The sequence below is a fragment of the Klebsiella sp. PK18 genome, assembly GCF_057784655.1.
Map to the genome: position 1 here is coordinate 3,093,391 of NZ_CM173493.1, position 24,311 is coordinate 3,117,701.

General features: G+C 58.7%; 22 protein-coding genes and 1 pseudogene. 7 read left to right on the forward strand and 16 right to left on the reverse strand.

What is annotated here, in order from left to right; genetic code table 11:
* Window positions 1-4 precede the first annotated feature (4 nt).
* Genes AC3EMD_RS15185 through tssB form a run of 5 tightly spaced genes read right to left on the reverse strand, consistent with a single transcriptional unit; the run spans window position 5 to window position 5,825 of the window.
* On the reverse strand, window positions 5-1,711 hold the full coding sequence (locus tag AC3EMD_RS15185; RefSeq protein ID WP_110193212.1) for an OmpA family protein: 1,707 nt from the start codon (window positions 1,709-1,711) through the stop codon (window positions 5-7).
* Window positions 1,708-2,397 (reverse strand): type VI secretion system protein TssL, short form, encoded by a 690-nt coding sequence (gene tssL, locus AC3EMD_RS15190; RefSeq protein ID WP_047666439.1) that lies wholly within the window; start codon window positions 2,395-2,397, stop codon window positions 1,708-1,710. Before tssL ends, AC3EMD_RS15185 begins: the two co-directional genes overlap by 4 nt.
* On the reverse strand, window positions 2,394-3,737 hold the full coding sequence (gene tssK / locus AC3EMD_RS15195) for a type VI secretion system baseplate subunit TssK (protein WP_165454054.1): 1,344 nt from the start codon (window positions 3,735-3,737) through the stop codon (window positions 2,394-2,396). Before tssK ends, tssL begins: the two co-directional genes overlap by 4 nt.
* Before the next feature lie 9 nt (window positions 3,738-3,746).
* Complete coding sequence (gene tssC, locus AC3EMD_RS15200) at window positions 3,747-5,291, reverse strand: type VI secretion system contractile sheath large subunit (RefSeq protein ID WP_008805195.1); 1,545 nt, start codon at window positions 5,289-5,291, stop codon at window positions 3,747-3,749.
* Window positions 5,292-5,333: 42 nt separating this feature from the next.
* A complete protein-coding gene (gene tssB / locus AC3EMD_RS15205; RefSeq protein ID WP_012541985.1) occupies window positions 5,334-5,825 on the reverse strand; it encodes a type VI secretion system contractile sheath small subunit in 492 nt (163 codons plus the stop codon).
* 629 nt (window positions 5,826-6,454) lie between these two features.
* Between tssB and AC3EMD_RS15210 the strand changes: the two genes are divergently transcribed.
* Window positions 6,455-7,021 carry a DJ-1/PfpI family protein gene (locus tag AC3EMD_RS15210; protein ID WP_008805196.1) on the forward strand — a complete coding sequence of 189 codons (567 nt, stop codon included), beginning with the start codon at window positions 6,455-6,457 and terminating at the stop codon, window positions 7,019-7,021.
* Between the two features lie 157 nt (window positions 7,022-7,178).
* On the opposite strand, the gene AC3EMD_RS15215 is transcribed toward AC3EMD_RS15210, so the two are convergent.
* Complete coding sequence (locus AC3EMD_RS15215) at window positions 7,179-7,940, reverse strand: SDR family NAD(P)-dependent oxidoreductase (RefSeq protein ID WP_023340016.1); 762 nt, start codon at window positions 7,938-7,940, stop codon at window positions 7,179-7,181.
* 108 nt (window positions 7,941-8,048) lie between these two features.
* On the opposite strand from AC3EMD_RS15215, the gene AC3EMD_RS15220 reads away from it, so the two are divergent.
* Window positions 8,049-8,963, forward strand: a complete 915-nt coding sequence (locus AC3EMD_RS15220) for a LysR family transcriptional regulator (RefSeq protein ID WP_110210851.1) — start codon at window positions 8,049-8,051, stop codon at window positions 8,961-8,963.
* Between the two features lie 303 nt (window positions 8,964-9,266).
* Entirely contained in the window at window positions 9,267-9,455 is a 189-nt protein-coding gene (gene ymcF, locus AC3EMD_RS15225) for a cold shock small protein YmcF (protein WP_110210852.1), read from the forward strand.
* Window positions 9,456-9,508: 53 nt separating this feature from the next.
* On the opposite strand, the gene AC3EMD_RS15230 is transcribed toward ymcF, so the two are convergent.
* The 4 genes and pseudogenes from AC3EMD_RS15230 to AC3EMD_RS15245 form a co-directional block, all read right to left on the reverse strand.
* Window positions 9,509-9,979 carry an ATP-binding protein gene (locus AC3EMD_RS15230; RefSeq protein WP_012968417.1) on the reverse strand — a complete coding sequence of 157 codons (471 nt, stop codon included), beginning with the start codon at window positions 9,977-9,979 and terminating at the stop codon, window positions 9,509-9,511.
* Between the two features lie 10 nt (window positions 9,980-9,989).
* A pseudogene (locus AC3EMD_RS15235) lies at window positions 9,990-10,142 on the reverse strand (STAS domain-containing protein); the annotation flags it as partial.
* Window positions 10,132-11,346 (reverse strand): PP2C family protein-serine/threonine phosphatase, encoded by a 1,215-nt coding sequence (locus AC3EMD_RS15240; RefSeq protein WP_110210853.1) that lies wholly within the window; start codon window positions 11,344-11,346, stop codon window positions 10,132-10,134. The gene AC3EMD_RS15240 and the pseudogene AC3EMD_RS15235, both read right to left, overlap by 11 nt.
* 8 nt (window positions 11,347-11,354) lie before the next feature.
* On the reverse strand, window positions 11,355-11,609 hold the full coding sequence (locus AC3EMD_RS15245) for a hypothetical protein (protein WP_142669070.1): 255 nt from the start codon (window positions 11,607-11,609) through the stop codon (window positions 11,355-11,357).
* Window positions 11,610-11,715: 106 nt separating this feature from the next.
* On the opposite strand from AC3EMD_RS15245, the gene AC3EMD_RS15250 reads away from it, so the two are divergent.
* Complete coding sequence (locus AC3EMD_RS15250; protein WP_012968418.1) at window positions 11,716-12,150, forward strand: globin family protein; 435 nt, start codon at window positions 11,716-11,718, stop codon at window positions 12,148-12,150.
* 2 nt (window positions 12,151-12,152) lie between these two features.
* Complete coding sequence (locus AC3EMD_RS15255) at window positions 12,153-14,840, forward strand: hybrid sensor histidine kinase/response regulator (RefSeq protein ID WP_110210855.1); 2,688 nt, start codon at window positions 12,153-12,155, stop codon at window positions 14,838-14,840.
* A gap of 7 nt (window positions 14,841-14,847) precedes the next feature.
* On the opposite strand, the gene AC3EMD_RS15260 is transcribed toward AC3EMD_RS15255, so the two are convergent.
* The 3 genes from AC3EMD_RS15260 to AC3EMD_RS15270 all read right to left on the reverse strand — a co-directional run bounded on the left by AC3EMD_RS15260 (window position 14,848) and on the right by AC3EMD_RS15270 (window position 18,116).
* Window positions 14,848-15,717, reverse strand: a complete 870-nt coding sequence (locus AC3EMD_RS15260) for an aldo/keto reductase (protein ID WP_110210856.1) — start codon at window positions 15,715-15,717, stop codon at window positions 14,848-14,850.
* A gap of 78 nt (window positions 15,718-15,795) precedes the next feature.
* A complete protein-coding gene (locus AC3EMD_RS15265; protein WP_302073578.1) occupies window positions 15,796-16,914 on the reverse strand; it encodes an MFS transporter in 1,119 nt (372 codons plus the stop codon).
* 65 nt (window positions 16,915-16,979) lie between these two features.
* Window positions 16,980-18,116 (reverse strand): alpha/beta hydrolase, encoded by a 1,137-nt coding sequence (locus AC3EMD_RS15270; RefSeq protein ID WP_110210857.1) that lies wholly within the window; start codon window positions 18,114-18,116, stop codon window positions 16,980-16,982.
* 172 nt (window positions 18,117-18,288) lie between these two features.
* Between AC3EMD_RS15270 and AC3EMD_RS15275 the strand changes: the two genes are divergently transcribed.
* Window positions 18,289-19,173 (forward strand): LysR family transcriptional regulator, encoded by an 885-nt coding sequence (locus AC3EMD_RS15275; RefSeq protein WP_012968422.1) that lies wholly within the window; start codon window positions 18,289-18,291, stop codon window positions 19,171-19,173.
* Between the two features lie 331 nt (window positions 19,174-19,504).
* A complete protein-coding gene (locus tag AC3EMD_RS15280) occupies window positions 19,505-19,891 on the forward strand; it encodes a VOC family protein (protein WP_012968423.1) in 387 nt (128 codons plus the stop codon).
* A 144-nt stretch (window positions 19,892-20,035) separates the two neighbouring features.
* Here the strand turns inward: AC3EMD_RS15280 and AC3EMD_RS15285 are convergent, their stop codons facing one another.
* From AC3EMD_RS15285 to AC3EMD_RS15295, 3 genes are read right to left on the reverse strand one after another with little or no spacing between them, the layout of a single operon-like run.
* Complete coding sequence (locus AC3EMD_RS15285; protein ID WP_070612384.1) at window positions 20,036-21,823, reverse strand: aryl-sulfate sulfotransferase; 1,788 nt, start codon at window positions 21,821-21,823, stop codon at window positions 20,036-20,038.
* A gap of 23 nt (window positions 21,824-21,846) precedes the next feature.
* Entirely contained in the window at window positions 21,847-22,590 is a 744-nt protein-coding gene (locus AC3EMD_RS15290) for an ABC transporter ATP-binding protein (RefSeq protein WP_008805217.1), read from the reverse strand.
* Complete coding sequence (locus tag AC3EMD_RS15295; protein ID WP_012542007.1) at window positions 22,587-24,155, reverse strand: ABC transporter permease; 1,569 nt, start codon at window positions 24,153-24,155, stop codon at window positions 22,587-22,589. Before AC3EMD_RS15295 ends, AC3EMD_RS15290 begins: the two co-directional genes overlap by 4 nt.
* Window positions 24,156-24,311 lie beyond the last annotated feature (156 nt).

Here is a 24,311-nt window from a genome sequence, read left to right on the forward strand (position 1 = left end):
GGAATTACTCTCCATTGTGTAGTGAAGCGCCATCATCCTGGGATGACGCAGAGGGTTGGTCCGGTAACCGGCAGGCGTCTACCTGCGGCACCAGACTGATTTCGACACGACGGTTCAGCGCACGGCCCTCCGGCGTATCGTTTGTTGCAATTGGTCGGCTTTCGCCATAGCCCTGAACGGCAAAGCAGCTGTCCGGCACGTCGCCGGTATCGCGCATCCAGTCGCGGACCGATTCCGCACGTTTCAGCGACAATAGCTGGTTGGCTTTTTCCTCACCGACGCTGTCGGTGTGGCCCGCCACCACGATCAGCCACCCGGGCCTGGCCTTAATGTCCATCAGCGAGTTGACCAGCCGCTTTGTCGAACCAGGCTTCAGTACCCATTTCCCGGTATCGAATAGCGACATGCTGTCAAGGCGGATGACGTTCGGCGCGACGCGCTGCACCGGCCTGGGCGGCGGTGGAGGCGGCACGTAACCGCGAATAGCCTCCAGCAACGGCAGGCGAATCTGCTCCCCGCGATACAAGCCCAGACTCAGGCGCAGCGGGACGCCGTTACGCGCCCAGCTATCGAGCAGCGCGGCATCTTCACGCAGCACCCTGACAGCGCTGGCTTTTGGCCGATAATCATCCATCGCAATCCGCTCATAACGGGCAATATCGACGCCCACGCGCTGCAGCAGTTGTCGATTGTTCCAGCCACTGCTGAGCAGCGCGGCGACAGCCGCGAGGGTGAAAATCGCGAGCGCCGCGCGCCAGGCCCTGCCTCGTGGCGTGAGTCCCCGTCCCGCCGGTAACTGCGGCAGGATGAATTCCGGCAAAGCTGAAGCGTCCTCGGTGTCGCTCTCATCTGGCTGCCAGCCAGCTACCCGCGACAGGCCGCTATGTCGGGATAACCACGTCGTCCAGGCCGACGATGCCAGACTTCCAGGCAGCGAGGGCCCGAGCCCCCACAGCACGGCCGCTGGGGTCAGAGGCGGCAGGTCGGTATTCTCTTCCGTCAACACGGCATGGACGTGCTGTTCAAACCAGCCCATCAGGCTGTTCATCAGCACCTGCTGCTTCAGCGCGGCCGCCCCGCCAGCGCTTACCCAGGCCGGTACGGAACAGGGGGCGCAGGAGGGCTGCCAGACTTTCACCGCCTCACCCGACAGCGCCGCCTGCCACAACAGGTCGCGACTCATCGCGCTGCCCACCTGCCCCTGCAGCGCCAGCGGTACGGCATACCCCGTCTGCTGGCGCAGCTGGCTGAGTTGCCAGCGCAGGGCCAGCAGAGCGCTGGTCAGCGCATCGCTTTGTGCGTGCCGCTGCGGGCAGACGCAGAGCAGCACCGACAGCTGAGGCCCCCATTCCGGCCGCTGGCTCAATATCTGACGCGCGACCTGCTGCAGCTCCTCCGTCTTTTCCACGCGGATCCAGCAGCCCTGTTTGACGACTCGCACCGGTGACGCTGGCGGCCAGACACACGGCAGGTCGCCGCAAACGAGGACCACCGGCTGGCGATAAGCGCCCTCCGGGAGAGGGGCCAGGGTTGATGCGACGTTACGTCGGGTACGACGACTGGCGATGCGCCAGATCCCGATGATCAGGGCCAGCGTGACCAGCAGAATGAGCCATGCCCCCCAGCGGGGAACCGGCAAAAATAGCAGGCACACCAGCGCACTCAGCAGGCTGGCCCACAGCGCCAGCCCACGCTGCTGCGCGGGGCTCATTTCACCGTCCCCGGTAACAGGGTCAGCAGCAGGTGATCGAGCCAGTGGTTCAGCCCCCACCACAGGACGAGTACCACCATCACGCTCAGGCCAATTCGCACGGGCCAGGAGGCCAGCCAGCCGCTTATCCCCAGTCCTGCCCGACTCTCTACCAGTACGGGAGCGGCTGACGGGCACTGAAAAGGTGGGACATGCTCACTGAGCGCGTTGATCAGCTTCAGGCGCTCGGGATCGTTGAGGGAGCGAAAGCTGCCAACAAAACCCAGCAGCATCACCCGCTGAAAACAGGTGACCACGGCCAGGTCGGGCGCCGGTTCACGCAGCACATCACGCATCCGATCGCACAGCGTATCACCGGCATCCATGGTGCCGAGGAAGTGCCCCTGCAGCGGAATGTCATACCACTGCAGGCAGGCCTCATCCTCCACGCCGCGCCCTTTCACGGCTTCATCGAGCAGCGCGCACTGGGCGGTGAGAATATGCTGACAGCTGGCGTCATCAAGCCCGCTCGCCTTCAGCTCATGTTGCACGCGCTCGACATCAGCAATACAGCGCTGCCATAGCGTGTACCCTTCCTCATCGCGGAACTGCGGGCCGTGGCGCAGGCTGATAACCTGCAGCCAGGTGTTCTGCAGCAGCGCATCAATATCAATGGACGCGGCGTTACCGCGTTTAGGCTCATTCACGTTCGTAGTACCGCAAAAAGTTCAAGTTCAGGCTCACCGAGCATCCCCGGGACGTAAAACATACAGGTGCCGCTCTGCAGCATTTCCGACGCCAGAGGGTGGGACACATCGAGGCTGAAATACTGATTTTCCAGACGCAGCGGGATCGCCGCCGGCACATGACGCAATGGCGTGAGGGGCACCCCTGTCCGCGAGGAGTTGACGATGGCTTTGACATGATCCGGACTGCCCACTTTGCACTGTCGCGGAAACTGCTCCTGCAGTCGGGCGACCGGTACCGACGAACGAACCGACAGGTAGTAATCAGCCCCTTCCCGCAGCCGGGCATCGTGCAGACGCGCCTGCCAGAAGTGCAGCCGGGCATCATGCTCCAGCGCAATCGCCACCACCCGCGACGGCAGGCTCGCCTCCAGCAGGTCGCTCAGTAAATCAAACAGCGGCGGAAAAACCGCGTTCAGCTGGTCATGCTGATAAATCGGGACGGCATTCGCCTGATGGGTGAGCGAAAAGGTCAGCAGGCTACCAGCCAGGCGCGCCAGCTCCGGGTAGAGGCGTTCCGGCGGGCTTTGCCGGTAACGCAGAAAGTACCCCAGCACCGGCTCGGCGCTGTTCAGCGCATTCAGCAACCAGAACAGAGAGACATCGGCCACGGCAAAATCAGCCATCCGTTCATTGCTCTCGCGACGCATGGCCATCAGGCGCGTCAGACGAGCCCGAAGCTGAGTAAGCAGCTGTTCAAGCTGCGCCGCCAGCCAGCGGCTGCCCTGGATCTGCAGCAGCGGCGGGAGAAACGTTTCGTCGATAAGCCAGGCCCCCTGCGAGTCCCGCTGCAGGCGAACAAGCGGACAGGTCAGGTAATCGCTGTTGTCCTGATGGGCGAAGCGGAGGGTCAGCTCTGGCTGCATGACGGCAATCTGCCGGGTATCATCCCCGAACTGGTTGCGGACATCACGCCAGCGCTGCCGGAAGCGCACCGGCCTTTCGGCCACCTCCTCCGGCTTCAGGCAGTTGCCGCCATTCGCCTGCATCAGGGGCAGCGCCAGCACGATCACCGCCTCGCCGTCCGCGCCGTCCAGTGACAGCGCGGACGGCAGCGCATCGGCATTGTCCGTATCAATCATCGTGCCATCCTGGAACCGGACCTGCAGCCTGTGAGCCTGCAGGCGGCCCAGTTTAAGCATCTCTGGTTCGAAGGTCGCCTCAACCACTCCCCAGGGGTGATTAAGCCCCATCCGGGCAATCACTTCCGCAGTCCAGGCTGCATACGCAGCCTGCTGTTGAAAATGCTGGGGCGACACCATAATGCCCCGGCCCCACAACGGACGTTCCGTTTTCATCATCGTCCGGACCTACGCCTTCGCCTTTGGCATCTGGCTAACCAGCGACAGATTGACGTCCATCCCCTCGACCTGGAAGTGCGGGACCGCGTACAGCTTCACGCGGAAGAAGCCCGGGTTATCCTCAATATCTTCCACCACCACGCTGGCATCGCGCAGCGGATGGGAGGCCTGCAGCTCGTCGCCGGGGTCGGTCATTTCAGTCACCAGGCTCCGCACCCAGGTGTTCAGCTCCAGCTCCAGCAGCCGCCGGTCCTTGGTGGTGCCGATATTCTCGCGCTGGATCATCTTCAGGTAGTGCGCGATGCGCGACAGCAGGAAGATGTAAGGCAGACGCGCGTTGATACGGCTGTTGGCGGTGGCGTCGGCGGTATCGTACAGCGCCGGTTTCTGCGCGGAGTTGGCCGAGAAGAAGCAGGCGTAATCGCGATTTTTGTAGTACGACAGCGGGATAAAGCCCAGGCTGGCGAACTCAAACTCCCGCGTTTCCGGGATCATCACCTCGGAAGGAATTTTCACCTGGTTGCCGGTGCCCAGATCGTACAGGTGGATGGGCAGATCTTTCACCGCACCGCCGGCCTGCGGACCGCGGATCTGCACGCACCAGCCGTTATTGACAAAGCTCTTCACCATATTGGAAGCGAAGGAGAACGCTGCGCTGGTCCACAGATACTTTTCGTGGTCCGGACCTTTCACCTGCTCGACATAGTTGAAGCTGCGCACCGGCACGGTGTCCGGACCGTACGGCAGACGACCCAGCACGCGCGGCATCACCAGACCGATGTAGCGGGCATCGTCGGTTTCACGAAATGATTTCCAGCGGATATATTCCGCGCGATCGAAGTAGTTGCCGATATCCTTAATAGCAGCCACCTCTTCCATGGTCTCTTTCAGGAAGAAGGCCGGGCCGACGGCGCCGATAAACGGCATATGGGCGGCCGCAGAGACGCGGGAGATATTGCGCAGCAGCGCCACATCCTGCGGGCTGGCGTCGAACTCATAGGCCGAGATCACCGAGCCGATCGGCTCGCCGCCGGGGGTGTCATACTCCGCGGTATAGGTGTGCCAGTAGAGTCCGCTCTGGATAAGTTCCGGCGCGTCCTCAAAGTCCTGGCGCAGATCGTCTTTGGCGACGTCCAGGATCTCCGTTTTGACGTTCTGCCGATAGTCGGTGTTGTCCACCAGCTGTTTGAGGCCGCGCCACAGGGATTCGACCTGCTGAAACTCCTGATGGTGCATCACCGCGTCCAGCTGACGGCTTATCTGGAAATCCAGTTCGGCGATATGGTGATCAATCAGCGTTTTGTCGAGCTTTTCCACCCGCTGACCGGACTGACGGATGCGCTCCATAAACACCTGCATCGCCGCGGTGAGACGTTCCGCCGCCGGCGCCTCGGAGAGCGCGGCATCGTCCAGAAAGTCGTTGATATCCCCGAGGTGAGACGCCGGGGCGAGATTAATTTTTTCAAACAGCGAGGCGTAAACGCCCTCGCCCGCCCTATTTTCCTGCAACGTGGTTTGCCCCTGAACAGGGGCGTTTTCTGTGGTAACAGACATTAGCATTTTCCCGGTTAATCCATTAACAGACTTGCCCCGCCATTATTTCGGGGCAAGCGCACTCATTTCGTCGCGTAATTCCTGGGACAGCGCCGGATCTTTCAGGATTGCCTCAAGCTCTTTTCTGAAAGTGGCGTTATCAAGCAGATTGGATTTGAGATCGCGTAATAAATTACGCATCGCCAGCATGGCGCGGAGTTGCGGAATTTGCCGGGCAACCTGCTCCGGTTCAAAATCTTTGATATCGGTAAAACGCAGTCTGACGTTCTCCTCTTCACCATTGCCGGACAGCGTATTCGGCACCGAGAGGTTAACTTCCGGGCTAAATTCCGAAAGTACGCTGTTAAAGTTATTTTTATTGACGTTGATTTTTTCTCTTTCCGATAAAGGCCGGTTTTCCTTACCATGACTAAAATCGCCAATGGTAAGCAGCTTCAGCGGTAGCTCGACCTTCTTCTGCGCGCCGCCGGTATGAAGAGATAATTTGAGATTAATGCGCGCCCTGGGGACTTCATTCTGGAACGTATCAGCCATAGTAGTTCCTTTCCTTAAGGAATAATTATTGAAGAGTTGACGATAAAACCGGATGATAATAGAGCAAAAACAGATTATCGATCAACTTAACAAGAATATTTCTTTAATGCATTCACAAGGCAAACAAAATTATTTTATTAGTAACGACAATGAATGATTTACAGCCAAATATAAAGTTCAAAGCCAACACCCTCAATTAACATTGAACACATGAATATTCACATCACATATCATCAAGGCGATAAAAAAAATAGATTAAATGAATATGATAGCGACAATTCCCGTGAATAATATTGTCATAAGATAATTGATATTATCGTTAGCAGATCAGGCACGCATTTAAGCCACTTCTCCTGTTTTCGTCCACGCTGAACCGTCAACAGCCCTGGCACACAGGCCTGCGGAACCCGCGATATTTTCCACCACAGACAGCCGTCAGTAGCTGAAAAAGGCTATTTTCCCGGGTGACTGACCACACGGCGATGTCGGCAAAAGTTGTCGTTACCAGAAAAAACATGACCCCGATAGCAAGATGCACACGCTACCGTCTTCGGCATCCTGAGGGGGTCGCATTCTGCGGATCGCCAGGCTATATCTAAGACACCTTTCTCCCACAACGAGTAAAAATGATGAGCAAGAAGATCCTGATGCTGGTCGGCGATTATGCCGAAGATTACGAAACGATGGTCCCTTTTCAGGCACTGCAGATGATTGGCCACCAGGTCGATGCCGTCTGCCCGGATAAAGCCGCTGGCGACTATGTCATGACCGCGATCCATGACTTTGACGGCGCCCAGACTTATAGCGAAAAGCCGGGGCACCGCTTCACCCTGAACGCCAATTTTGCCGCGGTGAAGGCCGAGGACTATGACGCGCTAGTGATCCCCGGTGGCCGGGCGCCGGAGTATCTGCGCCTGAATGAGGAGGTTATTAAACTGGTACAGGCGTTCGACGCCGCGCGTAAACCTATCGCCGCCGTCTGCCACGGCCCGCAACTGCTGGCCGCCGCCGGTATTCTGCAGGGCCGCACCTGCAGCGCCTATCCCGCCTGCGCTCCGGAAGTGCGCCTGAGCGGTGGGCACTATGCGGATATTGGTATCGATCAGGCGCATGTGGACGGTAACCTGGTTACCGCCCCCGCCTGGCCGGCCCACCCGCAGTGGCTGGCGAAATTCGCCGCCCTGCTGGCGGAATAACGGCCTGTAGAGAAAGCGTTTTCTCTGGCGAAGGGAATTGGCCATCGCCGCGCTGGTGCTCTCCTTCCCACCGGCACGGCGGTGTTTGATCAGCCGTTCCCGCAGCAGCTTAACCTGACTCAACTCAGCAAAACGTTGGCCGGATAGTCCCCTCGCTTCAGATGCGCATTCCCCCGGAAACTTCAATGCGCTGGGCATTCACCCAGCGATGATCATCGGATAACAGCGAGGCGATCATCGGCCCGATATCCTCTGGCAGACCAGGCCGACCCAGCGCCGTCATGTTCGCCACCGCCTGAGCGACCTGCGGGTTATCCCGCACCACCCCGCCGCTGAAATCGGTGGCGATGGCGCCGGGCGCCACGCAGTTCACCGTAATTCCGCGACTGCCCAGCTCAAACGCCATATAGCGGGTCAGGGTTTCCACCGCGGACTTCATGATCGCATAGGGCGCCCGGTTCGCCATCACGATACGGGTTAGCCCGGACGAGACATTCACTATCCGTCCGCCATCGGCCATCAGCGGCAATAGTTTTTGGCTGAGGAAAAAAACGCCCTTCACGTGGATACGATACAGCGCATCGAATTCCGCTTCCGTAGCGTTAAGAAAACCCATGCCGCTGGCGTTGCCGGCGTTATTGACCAGGTAATGAAACCGATCGGCCCCCAGCTCCGCCAGCGCCTCCTGAAAGGCGCTGACAAATCCGTCAAAGGTGTCGGTTTCGCCGGCGCTGAAGGGCAACGCAATCGCCCGCGAACCCTGAGCTTCAACCCGCGCGACCACCTCGTTCGCCTCGGCAAAATGCGCGTTATAGGTCAATACCACATTCACGCCGCGCTGAGCCAGCGCTTCAACGGTCGCGCGCCCCAGGCCGCGACTGCCGCCTGTCACCAGGGCAATTTTTGCGCTATTGTTCATGTTTCCCCCTTTTATCTCTGCTGAAAACATGAGCGATTATAGGCTTCTGCATGCCGACGATAAGACCGCGTTGCGCGACAGGATTGTTTTGCCAGCTGGAACAATGTCATGGATAAACTGGATACCCTGACCCTGTTCGTGCGCATCGTCGAACGGGGCTCATTCAGCGCCGCCGCCGCGGATCTGGGTTTTTCCCGGCCGGTGGCGACCGCGGCCATTAAGGCGCTGGAGGCCAGTCTCGGGGCGCGGCTGCTGCAGCGCACCACCCGGCACGTACGACCAACGGCGGAGGGCTCGCTGTATTATCAGCGCTGCGTGGCTATCCTGGCGGCCCTTGAGGAGGCCAACCGCAGCGCCGGGGGGAGCATTGCCGGTATTATCCGCGTGGACGTGGCGGGCAATCTGGCGCGGACCCTGCTGCTGCCCGCGCTGCCACAGTTTCTCGCCCGCTATCCTGCCATGACGCTGCAGATCGGCGAAAGCGAGCGCGACGTCGATCTGGTTCGCGAAGGGGTCGACTGCGTCATTCGCGGCGGCCATCTCCCCGACAGCGAGATGATTTGCCGGCCGCTCGCGAGGCTGCAGGAAATCACCTGCGCCAGTCCGGCCTACCTCGTCCGGTACGGTACCCCGCATACGATTGAAGGACTGACGGGCCACGTGATGATCGGGTTTGTTTCATCGCGCACGCAACGTACCTTGCCGCTGAGCTTTACCCAGGATGGCCGCCAGAGCGAGGTCAGTTTGCCCTGTCGGCTGCTGACCTCCGATGCCGACGTCGGCGCCGAAGCGGCAAGGCTTGGCTTTGGCCTGTATCAGGCCCCCTTGCCCCGCCTTGAGGCCGATCTGGCGTCGGGCGCGTTAACGGAAGTGCTGGCCGATTTTCGCCCTGCGCCGCTCCCGCTCTCCCTGCTCTATCCCAGCAGCCGGCAGCTCTCTGCCCGGGTACAGGTATTTATCGACTGGGTGACGGCGCTGATGAAGGCTCCCCTGACACAGCAGGCATCCGGAAGGCTAAAATAATATTTGCTATTATTCGCGGCACGTGCGTTAATCGTTAAGTCGATTTACCAGACGAAAAGTTATTATCTGAGTACGAGTTCTCATCTCCAGGCGTTATCCCTGATACCACCTTCCTTTGAGCAGTCCCGTTAGTATTTTGCTTTTTCTGTAAACAGGCCCTGTCAGATCCCCTATCGGCTCACGAAATAAGCCGCCATCTGACCCAAAACCCGGCTTACCACTAACAAAAAATCAGCCGCGTTAATTTTCCTGAAAACGACCTTTGTCTTTTCAACAGAACATTACCCATACAAGGTTTACATTATGATTGAACATATCCATTTTAGATGCCCATGCTGCCATGGCTCCCAGTACAGAACGTCCCAGTTTGATGTGACGGAAAAAAATCCCTTTGGTGCGAAATGCATTTTCTGCAAATCGGCGATGATGACATTTGATGCTATCCGCCCTCATCATCTGGGCGCGCAGTCTACTGCGCAGGCACAACAATAAGTATGCGCGGGTAAAGCATGCCTGTTATCCGCCAGGCGGATGACGTCTTTTTCTCAACCGCCATTTTTGTCGGTTGAATAATTAACAGCGGGATCAGGCAACGCTTTTATCAGGGTGGTAATATTTTTCCCTGCATTCATTTCAACGTCAAAAAAGTCCACCGCACGCAGAATAAGCCGCAAGCCTCTACCGCTTTCCGCTAACGGATCGACATCGAAATGCTCATCACCACGCGCCAGCGCCAGGCGCTCGGCGGGAAAGGTTTCCCCCGCGTCGGTAAAGCGCAGCGTCACCCGTCGGTCCGCGACCCTAAATTCCACACCAAAACGACTTTCCCGATCCTCATGCAGCGCATAGCGAATAATATTCGTTGCCGTTTCACAGGCGGCGAGATCGAGCGCAAAACGCCACTCGTCCGCAACAGGCAGCGAAGCCATTTGCTGGGCAAGCCACTCCGCCAGCGGTGAAAGCGAGGTGAGTTCGGCAGGAAACATCATGATGTTGTTCACGGGCACGTCACTCATTTGGCTGTGCAATTTTGCTGAAATCAACAATCAAATCGGTGCGAGATTCGCCTATCTCCTGGGCGACTGCCGCTTTAAAGGCCACCGCGACGGAAGCATCCAGCCGACGCACCGCCGGCGTCAGGATCGTGACCGTGGCCTGCCGTTCGGTTTCAATTTTCATCACTGTCCCCTGTACGTTCAATAATCAAAAGTGAAACATCATCGGCCATCGCCTGGGTCTCCTGCGCGTCGCCATTGCGCCAGTGGATCAAGTACCGGGCAAACCGCGGCAGCAGCGCGGGCAGCGGCTGCGTCACACTGTCCTGCAGCCACGCTTGTAAACGCGCTTCGCCAAACTGTTCACCGCTCCGGTTTTCACATTCGGTGATACCGTCGCTGAACAGGCAAAGCCGCTCTCCTGGCGCCAGCGAGAAACTGACATCTGCCCATGAGAGATGGTTTATCAACCCCACCGGCGCCCCACCGCTACCGACCGAGCGCACACTTCCATCAACGGTGACGATAAACGGCGTGGGATGCCCGGCCTGACACAGTTTCCCCTCACCGGTTGTGAGGTCGATGACGCCATAGATCAGGGTGAAATAGCTGACAATCTCTGCCTCGTCGCTACAAAAACGACCATTCAGGATCTGCACTACCTCGGCAGGTGATGCCGGCTGGTTATCAGCAGAGAAAAGAAAACGCTCAACCGCCCTGCCATGCAGAAACTGGCGGGCGACGGCAAGCGACATCATCGCCGCCCCCACGCCGTGCCCGGAGACATCCACGCAGTAAAATCCGAGATGCTCCCCCAGCGGGAAAACATTAAAAATATCCCCCGATACCCAGGCCGACGGCAGGAAAATCCAGTCGGAGAAAAAACCCTGATAGCGCAGCTGATGGGCGGGAAGAACCGACTGCTGGATGCGCGCCGCCAGCTCCAGATCCTGTTCAATCTGCCGCAGCGCTTCACTTAGCCGCGTATTGCGCGCGGCGAGGTCGGCTTCAAGGGAGAGGATCCGCGCCCCGGCGTGCAGCCGCGCCCGCAGTTCGCTCTGCTCCACCGGTTTGCTGAGAAAATCATCGGCCCCTGCCGCAAACCCTTGAGTTAAATCGCCAGGATCTTCGCGAGCGGTAAGCAATATCAGATAAACGTAGTGACCAAACTGGCGACGGCGAACTTCCCGGCACAGCGTCAGGCCATTCATCTCCGGCATTTCCCAGTCGCTAATCACCAGGCTGACGGGCTGGTTTTCGAGGATCGCCAGCGCGGCGACGCCGTTTTCCGCCTCACTGACGATATAGCCCCACTGCGTCAACATCCGGCTTAGCAACCGACGATAAACCAGCGAATCTTCAACAATCAGGACGTGCTGTGCCGACATCGCGCCTCCTAAATCGGCAGGAACCAGATAATGCTGATCATTCCTTCACGAAACTTGCCGCTGTACGCTATCAGTTTAGTCAGTAGCGGGTTGGCTTGCTCATCAGCAATGGGGTTGTCAACCAGGCTATACTCCAACCTGACGGCAACGCCAATCGACTTTAGCGACAAACCGGCGATAAATGGCTGGTCAGCAAAAGTATCGTGTGGCTGATGCTGGATAAAGACGGGTGAGCGGCGGCCCGCTTTTCCGCAGAATGGCAACGAGGAAATCCTGTAAGGGGAAAACTCATGCATGGCCAGCGCGTGTCGCCTGCGGATCCTAACCCGCCCGGCCGCTGCCGGGCGAACGGGTCATGAGGAACGCACCATGAAGTTTTATCGCGATCTTTTTGAAGCCAGCCTGAATCGCGTCGTACCGGAGCACGATAAAAAGCGCTTTTTTCAGGCCTTCTACAGCACCTTTATCCATATGTCGCCCGAGACGGAGCAGCACTTCTCACGACGCCCGGGCGAGGAAGGCCAGCAGATGATCTTTAAGAGCTTTTTCGCCATGCTGGCGGTCAACGGCGACCTCTTTGTACCCGATTTTCTGGAACGGCTGGCGCGAGCGCAGAGCGAGGAAGGCCTGCGTCTGCCGCCGCGGTTTTTTGCGCTGTGGCGAGAAGCCATGCTCAAAACCGTCCGCGCCAGCGATCCACTGTGCGATGAAGAGATCCTCACTGCATGGGCAATGGCGATCGCCCCTGGTCTTGAGTATCTACGCCGCCAGGCGGAGCTCCACTATCAGACCGCAGGTCACTGATCATGCGCGCCGCTAACCGTGTCGACCTCAACGTCCTGCCCTCAGCGGTGATGATCTACGATGAGCGCGAACGACTGCAGGCCTGGAATGATAAGGTGGCGCTGTTTTATCCCGCGATCGCGCCCTGGCTGACCGTCGGCGCTCCCCTTGAGAGCCTGGCGGAGAAGTTCATCGATGCAGGGTATAACATCGACCCTGGTCGGCAACAGACGCTACGCGAGACGATTATCCGCAACTGCCGCCAGACGAACCACTGCGAGGTCCGCCAGTCGGGCAACCGCCGGATTTACGTTCAGCATCAGCGGCTGGCGGATGGTGGAATTGTCAGTCTGCATACCGACATCACTGAGCTTGACGAGGCCCGACGCGCACGTCACCAGCTTCACGACGATTTTTTATTCACTGCGGAGTCGATCCAGATCGGTATCTGGGACTGGCAGGTCTCCCACGACAACCTGCAGGTGAATGACACCCTGCTGGCGATGGTCGGCCAGTCGCGGGCACAGTGGCGCTATCCGCTGCGTTTTATGCTCAATCTGGTCCACGAGGACGATCGCGCTACCCTGCAACAGGCGATGATTGCCTCGCAAAACGAGCATATGCCGGTTTTTGAATGTGAACTTCGTGTCCAGCACCCAACGCAGGGCTGGCGCTGGATGCTGCTCTCCGGGCAGATCGTCACCCTCAATATGCAGCAGCAGGCAGAGCGGGTGATCGGGACGTTGCAGGATATTACCCGGCGCAAAGCCGCAGAGCTGCTGGCCATTGAGGCGGCGAAGGAGGCCCGCGAGGCGAACGAAGCGAAAAGCGCCTTCCTCGCCAATATGAGCCACGAAATCCGCACCCCGATGAACGGCATTCTCGGTATGACGCAGCTCTGCCTCGATACGCCGCTGACCGCGGAGCAGCGGGAGTACCTTTCGCTGGTGATGAGCTCAGCCCAGTCGCTGCTGCACATTATTAACGACATTCTTGATTTCTCACGCATTGAGTCGGGCAAGATGCAGGTGGACGAAGAGCCGCTGGAGATCCGCCCCTTTATCCAGTCGCTGATCCGCCCGCATATGCCTGCCGCCAGCGAAAAGGGCCTTGAGCTGCTGGTGGACATCTCACCTGCGGTACCGGAGGTGCTGATCGTCGATGGCCCCCGGCTGCGGCAAATCCTGACTAACCTGTTGGGTAATGCGCTGAAGTTCACACATCAGGGGGAGGTTCTGCTGGCGATAGCGCCGGCCGACGACGAAAGCCGCTGGCGCTTTCGCATTCGCGATACCGGGATCGGCATCGCCCCGGAGAAGCAAAAGGCGATCTTCGAAGCCTTCAGCCAGGCCGATAGCTCTACCACCCGCCGCTACGGCGGCACCGGGCTGGGGTTAACCATTTCAGCCCGCCTGGTCAGCCTGATGGGCGGCGAGCTGATGGTGGAGAGCCAGCCCGGGGCGGGCAGCGAATTTGCCTTCACCCTGCCGCTGGAAGGCCTGCACGCCGCGGCCTCCGGTAGCGCTCCGCTGAGCCGCTTCAACCACCAGCGGGTGCTGGTGGTTGACGACAACAGCACCAACCTGCGCCTGCTCGACACCATGCTTCGCCAGATGGGGCTGATGCCAAGCTGCGTGGACAACGCCGGCGAGGCGCTACGCCGGGCCGCCGAAGGGCCGCCCTGGCCGCTGATCCTGCTGGATGCACAGATGCCGGATATGGACGGCGTATCCCTGGCGCTGGAGCTCTCCGCCCTGCCTGAAGCCCGGCAAAGCCAGATTATTATGCTCAGCTCCATGAGCCGCCATTTCGACGCCAATATGCTCAAGCGCATCGGCATTGCCCACTATCTGCATAAACCGGTGGCGCAGCGCGAACTGCATCAGGTTATCGCCGGGATTCTGGTCCCCACGCCAGTAGCGACAACAGCGCCAGCCCCCGTTGCGGTGCCGATCAAGGCCCAGGCCGGGCTGCATATCCTGCTGGCCGAAGATAACCTGGTGAATCAAAAGGTCGCCAGACGACTGCTGGAACAGCTTGGCCACCGCTGCGAAGTGGTGAATAACGGCCGGGAGGCGCTGGAGCGCTGGCGCGCCGCCTGCTGGGATCTCCTGCTGATCGACCTGCAAATGCCGGAGATGGACGGTGAAACCGCCATCCGCCTGCTGCGCGAAGAGACGCTGGCGCGGGGCCGGGAGCACCAGCCCGCGATGGCCATGACCGCCCACGCCATGCAGGGCGATAGAGAGCGCTGTCTGGCGATGGGCTTCGACGACTATATCGCCAAACCGGTGAGTCAGGAGGCGCTACGGGAAGCCATCGCCCGCGTCGGCGCAGCGGAAGATAGCGGTTTGGAGGAAGAGAAAGGCCTGCCGGACGAGGCCCACCTGCTAAAACAGTGCGCAGACGATCCTGAGCTGGTCGAGGAGTTGCTGGGATTCTTCGCTGAAGGGCTTGACGCCGCAACGGCGGCCCTTACCCACGCCATTGACGCCAATGACCGGGAGACGCTGCGCCGTACCGCCCACAAGCTGCGCGGCGAGGCGGTCACCCTCGGCTTTCAACGCCTTGCCGGGGTGCTCCAGCAGCTGGAGAGCCAGGCGACGTCGCCCGACCAAACCGTGTCTGACGCTCTGCGCGACGCGCTGGCTGAGGCGATCACAGGCTGCCACTTGTGGCTGCGGCGCAGAGCGCAGGAGGCTTCACGCTAAGCCCCTCTCAGTCGTGGATTTTCACCCCCAGACAGCCGCGAACGAATTCAGGATTAAAGTGTTTCACCGCTTCGCCAACGTAACCTAAATCCAGGGCGCCGATCTGCGCCATTTCGCTCGCGGTGAGCGAGAAATCCCAGATGGCAAAGTTCTCTTCAATACGCTCCTGGCGGGTGGATTTAGGGATCACCGTGACGCCACGCTGCACGTTCCAGCGCAGGATGACCTGTGCAATGGTTTTTTGATGGGCATCGGCAATCTCCTGCAGCATTTCATCTTCATACGGGTGATGTCTCCCGCCGCCTAACGGCGCCCAGGCTTCCGCCTGAACGTGATAGTGCTTCATGGTTTCCAGCGCCGCGGGCTGCGCGAAATAAGGATGCAGTTCAACCTGGTTCACCATCGGCCTGATTCTGACGGTTTCGCAGAAGTTAGCTAACACATGGGGGTAGAAATTGGAGACGCCAATCGCTTTCAGCTTCCCGGCTTCATACGCGTCTTCCAGCGCGCGCCAGGAGCTAAAATAATCGCCCATCGCCTGATGCAACAGATAGAGATCGAAATATTCCAGCCCGGATTTTTTTAAGGACGCGGCAATCCCGGCTTTCGCCATCCCGGTGTTGGCCATGTCCTGGACCCACAGTTTGGAGGTTATAAACAGCGCCTCACGGGTACACAGACCTTCGGCGATGGCTTCGCGAACGGCTTCACCCACCGCATCTTCATTATTGTAGACGGCAGCGGTATCGATAAGGCGGTAGCCGGTACGAATGGCGTTCAGCACTGACTGCTTACACTCTGCTTTATCGGTCACCTTAAAAACGCCAAAACCCAGCATCGGCATTTTAAGGTTGTTACTTAATACAGAATATTCCACGGTGAAGCTCCCCTCTTGTTAAAACATCATGGTAAGACAAGAACGCGGTCACGATTAGCCTGGCATTCCTGATTTGACTTATGCATTCAATTCATTAATCGCAGTGCGCTGAGATGATCTGATTTTGACAGAGAGCAGAAAAGTCCCCCCTGCCGCGCCCAGCAATAACAGACCGCTCAGTGCAAACGTGCTGTGCCATCCCAGACTATCAAACACCAGGCCGCCTGCCGTTGACCCGAGGGCAATCGATAGCTGGATCACAGCAACCATAAGACCACCGCCCGCCTCCGCATCTTCGGGCAGCGTCCGCGCAATCCATGTCCACCAGCCGGTGGGCGCCGCCGTCGCCAGCAGGCCCCACAGGCTTAACAGTACGGTGACAGCACCGGTATGGTGCCCGGCCAGCAAAAGCGCTCCGACAATCGCAGCCATAATCAAAGGGATAGCCACCAGCGTCAGATAAAACCGGGCGTGCAGAACGGTCGAAATGAGCAGCGTGCCGACAAAACCAGCGACGCCAATCGCCAGTAATATCAGGGGCAGACCAGAAGAACTGACCCGGGTCACCGTCTCCAGAAACGGTCGCACATAGGTAAATAAGGTAAACTGCCCCATAAAGAACAGCCCGCAGGCCAGCAATCCAAGGGATACCGTCGAGCGGCGGAACAGACGCAGCACGGTTCCCTGCCGCTGTGGTGCGCGCTGGCTTTTCATCGACGGCAGGCTAACGCATTGCCAGATGAAGGCTACCATCGCCAGCGGAACAAGACATAAAAAGGCACCGCGCCAGCCGACGGTGGCCCCCAGGTAGCTGCCCAGCGGCGCTGCCACAACGGTGGCCAGCGCGTTACCGCCGTTAAAGATGGCCAGTGCGCGGGGGACCTGGCGCTGCGGCACCAGCCGAATGGCCGTTGCCGCCGACATCGACCAGAAGCCGCCGATGACGATCCCGATGAGCGCTCTGCCCAGCATATAAACCGGGAAACTGGACGCCAGGGCAATCATCAATCCTGAGGCCGCCAGCGCGCCAGAAAGCGCGATCCCTTGGCCTGCTAATCCCTCGGTAATGTGTAAATCACCCGCGATGGGTGTCAACAGACTGACCGGCATAAACTCTGAGGCAATGAGCACAAATACGCAGAGCGTCATCGCCAGGACGCCGCTCCAGTATGCGCGGGTGTTATGTAATCCAGACATTATTTATCTCCGACAAAACAAAGCCGCCTGCAGGCGGCTTTGGGGATGTCTCCGGCACAGGAGAGCTATTGCAGGTTGGTTTTGAAAAATTGAGTGAATGTAGCAAAGGGAATTTTGCCCGCGACGTTGTCATAGAGATCGACGTGGTTTGCGCCAGGGACAATCACCAGCGCTTTCTCTTTACTGCCGATCGCCTTAAAGGCATCTTCGGCAAAATAGCGTGAATGGGCTTGTTCGCCGGTCACAATAAGCGTCGGAATAGTCACTTCGCTGGCGTAACTCAGCAGCGGCATATTCATAAACGACAGCGGCATCGTCGCATTCCAAGCCCCGGTTGAATTAACCGAACGCGCATGGAAACCTCGCGGCATACGGTAATAATCGAAGAACTCTTTCAGGACCGGATTGGGGTTGGCGGGCAAGGTTTCCGGCAAAATACGATCGGCAGCGCTGACGTTGCCTTTATCATCAACATATATGTCATGCCCACCGGGGGCAAAAGTGCCGTTTGCCGCATCCTTCCAGCGCTGCGCGTTCAAATACTGCAGAACCGCTCGGCGGTCGGCTGTCGTGTAGCGATCTTTGCCATCGCCTACCCCATGACCCATCGCGCGGCTCATGTCATACATGACGCTGGTCGCCACCGCTTTGACGCGGGTATCCATCGCCGCGTCGTTTAGGGCCATACCGCCCCAGCCGCAAATGCCGAGCAAACCGATACGGTTGCGATCCACCTCTTTTTGCAGGCCCAGAAAGTCCACCGCGGCACTGAAATCCTCGGTATTGATATCCGGTGAGGCCATGTTGCGTGGGTAACCACCGCTCTCGCCCGTATAGGACGGATCAAACGCCAGGGTGACAAATCCTTGTCCGGCCAGCGTCTGGGCATACAGGCCGCTGGACTGCTCTTTCACCGCCCCGAAGGGACCGCTCACGGCAATGGCGGCCAGTTTGCGTTCACCGCGATCCTTCGGCAGGTAGAGATCGCCAACTAAGGTTATCCCGTAGCGGTTCTGGAAGGTCACCTTACGGTGATCCACTTTCGAACTCTCAGCAAACGTTTTATCCCATTTTTCAATCAATGAAACAGGCGCATTCGGGTTAGTTGTCTCAGCAGAGCTCATCGTTGTGACTCCAGTTAATGAGGCGCAAAGCAGCATGGCGGGTATCGCGGCTGTCAGTTTTTTGGTGAAAACCGTCATCAAAATTCCCCTAAATAAACGTGATCAATGCAAGTCTCCAGTAGACAACGCTGCTGTGCTTTGTTGTCGTGCGCTTAGTGTAGCCAGCAGTAATGGTTCTTATTAGGGGGTGAAAAATGCTAAGATTAATACCATATTGTTCTAAATGGCATGCGGGTGACGAGGCGGGAGAATGGCGAAACGGGAAAACTATAATGACCTTTATCTGTTTATGCAGGTGGTGCGGGAAGGCAGTTTTACCGCCGCAGCGCAACGACTTGGCCTGGCGCAGTCCGGGGTAAGCCGTGCGGTTCGCGAACTCGAAGAGCGGCTGGGCGTTCAGCTTCTGGTGCGCACCACCCGCCGGTTGTCGCTCACTCAGGCGGGTGAGCAGCTCTATCACAATGTCGAATCCGGTTTCGACGCCTTAGATATGGGACTCGCCACGCTGGCCCACTATCGTCAAACGCCCTCCGGTACGGTACGCATCAATGCCAGCCAGCATGCCATTGATAAAGTCCTGCTGCCGAAGCTGGCAGTATTTAAACACCGCTATCCCGATATCAGACTGGAACTGATCAGCGAAAGCCGGTTTGTCGATATTATTGCGGAGCGATTCGATGCGGGCGTGCGTCTGGGCCCGGAAGTCGGGAGTGGTATGATTGCGGTACGCATTTCGCCCGATATGGAGATGGCTGTTGTCGGTACCCCGGAACATTTTCGCCGCTACGGCTTTCCACAAACGCCCGCCGATTTAGTCGCCCAGCCCTGCATCGCTTATCAGTTCGGCGACGGCAGCCTTTACGCCTGGGAACTTAATGTGGATGGCAAAAAAATCACCCACCCGCCTCAGGGACAGTGGGCTTTCGCCGATAGCTATATGGAGGCCAAAGCGGCGAGGCTCGGTCTGGGGCTGGCCTATGTCCCGGAAGAGCTGATTACCGACGATCTAGCCCAGGGCACACTTATCCGGGTGCTCCAGCGTTATAGCCAGCGTCTGGAAGGTTCATTTCTCTATTACCCGCACCGCAATGTGTCGCCCGCGCTGAGAGCGGTCATTGATACATTGCGAATGTAGCTGAGGTTGCCTGCAGGCAGCAGACCACCGGTAGCGGTTGGTGGAGGGGTCTGAACTCAGAGCTTTCGCTTAATTCCGAACCATGCAAATTGTTAGGCGAGGCGGAAATGATCTGATATCAGTATCAATTTTGCGACTTACCTATGTGATCATAAAGTTATAATACAGCACCGCTTCGTAACGAGTTAAAAAAACGCATATTTCCCTGCTACGCAAACCCTTTTTCTTCGCCTACCCACGCCTGTTGTTGAAATACCTCCAAAACGCTTAAGCATTCCTTTCCACCTCAGGGCTGCTACGCTATCTCTCAGTCAATGGCGAAGGAGGCGTAATGAAAGTCCTCAATATCCTGGTCCGTCGATGCGTGCTGATTACCCGCTTTGAAGAGACCGTTTCGTTTTATGAAAACCTTATCGCGCAGAAGGCAAGGTTGCGTTTCGACTATCCCGAATACGATCTCAAACTGGCGCAGGTGGGTTCAGTGCTTTTAATCGGCGGAACCGAGCAAAGCCTGGCGCCTTTTCGCGCCACCGAGGCCACTTTCCTGGTCAACGACATTACCGCCTGGGAGAAACATCTGCCTTCCACCGGAGCAACGATTATCAATCCGGTGAAGGCCGTGCCCACCGGCTGGAACATGCTGGTTCGGCATCCGGATGGCATGATTGCCGAATACGTTGAGCATCATGACAAAAACCCAGCAGATGAGATCTTCTGATGCTTCGCTTTCAGAGGGTTGGACCTGGTATCAGTCGGCCATACTGCCAGAAAAGTGCGCTTTCTGCTGTAGCCAGAGAGGGAGAGAGGGAGAAACTGGCGCAGCAAGCCGCAGCGCCACAGTTATCCTCTTACCCGGATAGCATCACAGGCTGACACTGTTCAACCAGTTGAGCAGACTTGCCACTGAGTATTGCGTCGGTGCGCGCGATATCGGCTGCCCCGATGTTATCAACAGCAGCGTCGGCAGGCCGCGTACGCCGAGGTCGCTGGCCAGTTCCTGATGCAGGTCGGCATCCAGATAGCGCGTTTCAAACTGAGCAATCCGCTGGCTGAGTTTTTCATGGGCCAGTAGCTGCCAGAGTTTACGGCAGTGCACGCAGCGCTCCGCGCCAACGAACAGCAGCCCGGGTCGTTCACCCTCCAGTTCACTCGCCGCGCTTATCGGCCGGAATGCGCTTTCCGCAACGCGGAACAGCTTCGGACTGCGGCGCAGAGTATCGTTATCGGTTGCGACGCACAGCGCATCGGCGCTTTTACTGTACGGCTGTACGCCCGCCACGCGCACCACGCTCTGCGCCGGGCCCGCCGCCGCCGCGCCCGGCTGACGCAGAGTGCGGACATCAACTGCCGCAATCGGCGTCTCCTGCGGTTGCGCAAGCTGCGGGATCCACGCGTAAGGAATGCGGTAGGCGCGGTAAACCATATTATTATTCAGCGTCTTACCCCAGAACGGCGAAATGTATTCCCAGACAATGTCGTGATCGCGGGTCACTTCAAAAATGCGGCCGTTCGAACCTTCGTTAATCAATGTATTGCCATTTTCCAGGCGCTGCATATTGCTGATATACGGACTGTAGAAGCGGTATGAATCAGTCGGTTGCGGCAGGTCCGCTTCATAAGGCGAGTAGCGCCACTCAATATCGAGGGTCAGCGGGTTGATCTCAAGGATCCGAGAATAATCGCGCCAGGCGTTTTTCACCCCATCCGCCGATGCCGGGTTAGGCGCACCGTATCCGGCCCAACCGCCGTTGTCGAAAATCAGGATATTGCCCGCCCCCGGCAGCCCCTGCGGGATCATATGCGCATGATGCTGGCCGATGATCCAGCCGATGTGCTTCAGCTCCGGTTTGCTGTAGTCCGGGCCGAGCTGCCAGACAATTTTGCCGCTCTGCTTATCGATAATGGCGATAATATTGGATTCGCGGGCGTCCCAGATAATGTTGTCGGGATGGAAGCGCGCATCGCCGGCGTCATACCATTTATTCGGCCCCAGCGCCGACATCGAGTTGATATGCATCCAGTCTCCCATTCCGCCGCCGCTGGCGCGCATATTCGGGTTATTGTACAGCGCGGTGCGCGCCGCATCGTCGAAGCCCAGCTCATGAAAATGGTCGCTGCAGCGCCACTCCCAGACCACATTGCCCTGCCAGTCGACTTCAATAATGGTGTCGTCCAGCAGCAGCTTGTCGGAGATCGCTTCATTAACCAGATTGGTGTGGGCGAGGATCAGGGTATTGCCGCCATCGACCTGCGGCTCCAGCCCCGGCGCGTAGTAGCCGACGGGGTTACCCGCTCGCTGATAGTCGTGATGAGCGCGCGCCATCCAGCGCGTTTCATTGCCGGGGTCGCTGACCTGTTCGTAGCGGTCGAATTTCCAGGTCACGTTGCCCTCCCAGTCCACCTGGATCAGATCGAGCATATCCTGCATGCCATAGCGCGGGTCGCGCTCGCCGCTGTGGCCAAGGATGGCGCCGCCGGGCAGAATTTTGTTGGGAAACCCATGCAGTTCAGGCCATTCCCGCACCACGTGACCATTCATATCCACCAGTACCGCGCCGTGTTCGGTGGCCTGGAAAAGGGTGTAGCCGCTCCAGGCGCGCTGCGGATCATAAAGTGTGGCGCTGGTCGGGTAAACGGAAGGATGTCCCATATGTTGCTCCTTAAATAATAAAATCAGACAGAAGTAATCAGGTTGCGAATGTGGCGGCAGGCGGCGGTAAACGAGTCATCATCACGCTGGCGCGGATGAGGCAGCGCCAGGTTCACGATTTCTCGTATCCGCCCCGGACGCGGGGAGAGCACGACGACGCGATCGGCCAGGGCGACGGCCTCTTCAACATCGTGCGTCACCAGTAACGTGGTGGTTCCCGCGCTTTGGTGGATCTGTAAAAGTTCCTGCTGCAGGGTGTGACGCGTCAGGGCATCCAGCGCGCCGAAAGGCTCATCGAGCATCAGGATCTGCGGGCGGGCCACCAGACCGCGGGCAATAGCCACCCGCTGGGCCATGCCGCCGGAAAGCTGCGCGGGCAGCGCGCTGGCGAACTCGCTGAGCTGCACGCGCGCCAGCATCTCCAGTGCCCGCTGGCGCTTCGTCGCCCGGGTGAGCTTTTCATCTGCCAGGCCGAGCATCACGTTGTCGAGCACGTTAAGCCACGGGAACAGGCGCGGCTCCTGAAACACAATGCCGCGCTCTTTGCCCACGCCGGTGACCGGCTCGCCGTTAATACAAATATCCCCCTGGGTGGCAGACTCAAGGCCCACCAGCATCCGTAGCAGCGTCGATTTACCGCAGCCGCTGCTGCCCACCAGCGCGACCAGTTCACCGGCGGCGATATCCAGGTTGAAATTCTGTAGCGCCGTCACCTGTTGCCAGGATTTACGCACATGGCGAAAAGAGACCAGAGTTGAAGAGGTCATAACTGCTCCTGTTGACGCCAGCGGGTGGCGCGCATTTCCAGTAAACGTCCGGCTTTATCCAGCGCCGCGCCGGTGATACCGACCAGCACCATGCCGCAGAGAATAGTGGGCATATCCAGCAGCTGCTGGGCATTGATCATCAGGCTGCCGATCCCGACGCCGGAGGACATGAAATATTCCGCGCCGATATTGCCAAGCCAGGCGTAAATCAGCGCCAGCCGCAGACCGGCAAAGATCCCCGGCGCGGCACCGGGAAGAATGACCCGGCGCAGGCGCGCGAATTCGCCCAGCCGCAGCACCCTGGCGACTTCATCGAGTTGCGGGTTTCGCTGAAGCACCGCCTGCAGAGTGCTGAAGAACATAGGAAAGAACGACGCCAGCGCGATAAAGACGATTTTGCCGCCGTTATCGTTACCCACCCATGCCGTCAGCAGCGGCAGCCAGGCAAACAGAGCAATATGGCGCAGCACGTTAAGCGTGGGGGTAAAAATTTGTCCGGCGCGTGGGCGCAGCGCCAGCAGCAGTCCGCAGAGCAAACCGCCGGCAATCCCCAGCGCGCCGCCGACAACCGCTCTCCCCAGACTGGCCAGCATCGCGGCGCTCAGCTCTCCGCTCAGGATCCCCTGAACAAAACGTGCCGCCACCGCCAGCGGCGAAGAGAATAATCCGCTATCAATCCAGCCCCACTGGCTGGCCAGCTGCCACAGCGCCAGCAGGACTATCGGCAGCGGTAACGCCCGCCAGCTGGCCTGCGGTTTCCACGCCAGGCGTCCGGCGGCTGGTTGCGGCCAGAACACCAGTCGGGAACAGGCCCGATTCGCCGCCCACTCCATCAGCATGCCGCTCAGGCCAACCACCGCGATGGTGACAAAGACAATATCCAGCTGAAACAGCTGGCGACCCCAGACCATCAGGTAGCCAATACCTTCGGAAGAAGCCAACAGCTCGACAACGATAAGCGATACCCAGGCCTGCGAAAGCGCCAGACGCAGACCGGTAAACCAGCCCGGCAGGCTTGCCGGGATCACCAGCCAGCGCAGCCGCTGCCAGCGGGAGAAGTTCATCACCCTGCCGGCTTCGCTCAGGGTCTGCGGCACGCTGGCTACCGCCTGCTGAGTGTTGATGGTCATCGGCACCACAGTGGTTTTCACGATAACCGCCAGCTTGAGGCCGTTATCAATCCCGAACAGCACCATCAATAGCGGGATCCAACCGAGCGTCGGAATTTGCGCCAGCGCGTAGAACAGCGGTTCCACCCGCTGCGCGGCCGCTGGCACCAGGCCAAACAGCGCCCCGAGCAGCGTGCCGGCGATGGCGCCCAGCAGCAGGCCAAGCGCCAGATGCTGGAGACTAAATCCCCACTGCGCCAGCAGATCGCCGCTCAGCAGCGACAACGCGGTATCGGCAACCACCGACGGGGCGGGCAAAATTTGCGCGGGCATCCATCCCTCGCGGGCGGCGATGTACCACAGCAACAACAGTAGCGCTGGCAGCAGCCACGGCCAGCCGTTAAGCCGGAAACCCGGCCTGCCAGGGGCATCGGTTCTTAAGATCATCTGCGACATATCGGTCCACTCATCGGAAAGTGATGCCGCTATGAAAACGTGACTCACGCTGCCCCGCTATTGCGTAAGGCGAATAATCCCGATGCATCGAATGCATTTCAGCCTGGCGGGCACGCGGCGTCTGATTTAGCTTTTTTTCACCCATGCTTGGCGAAT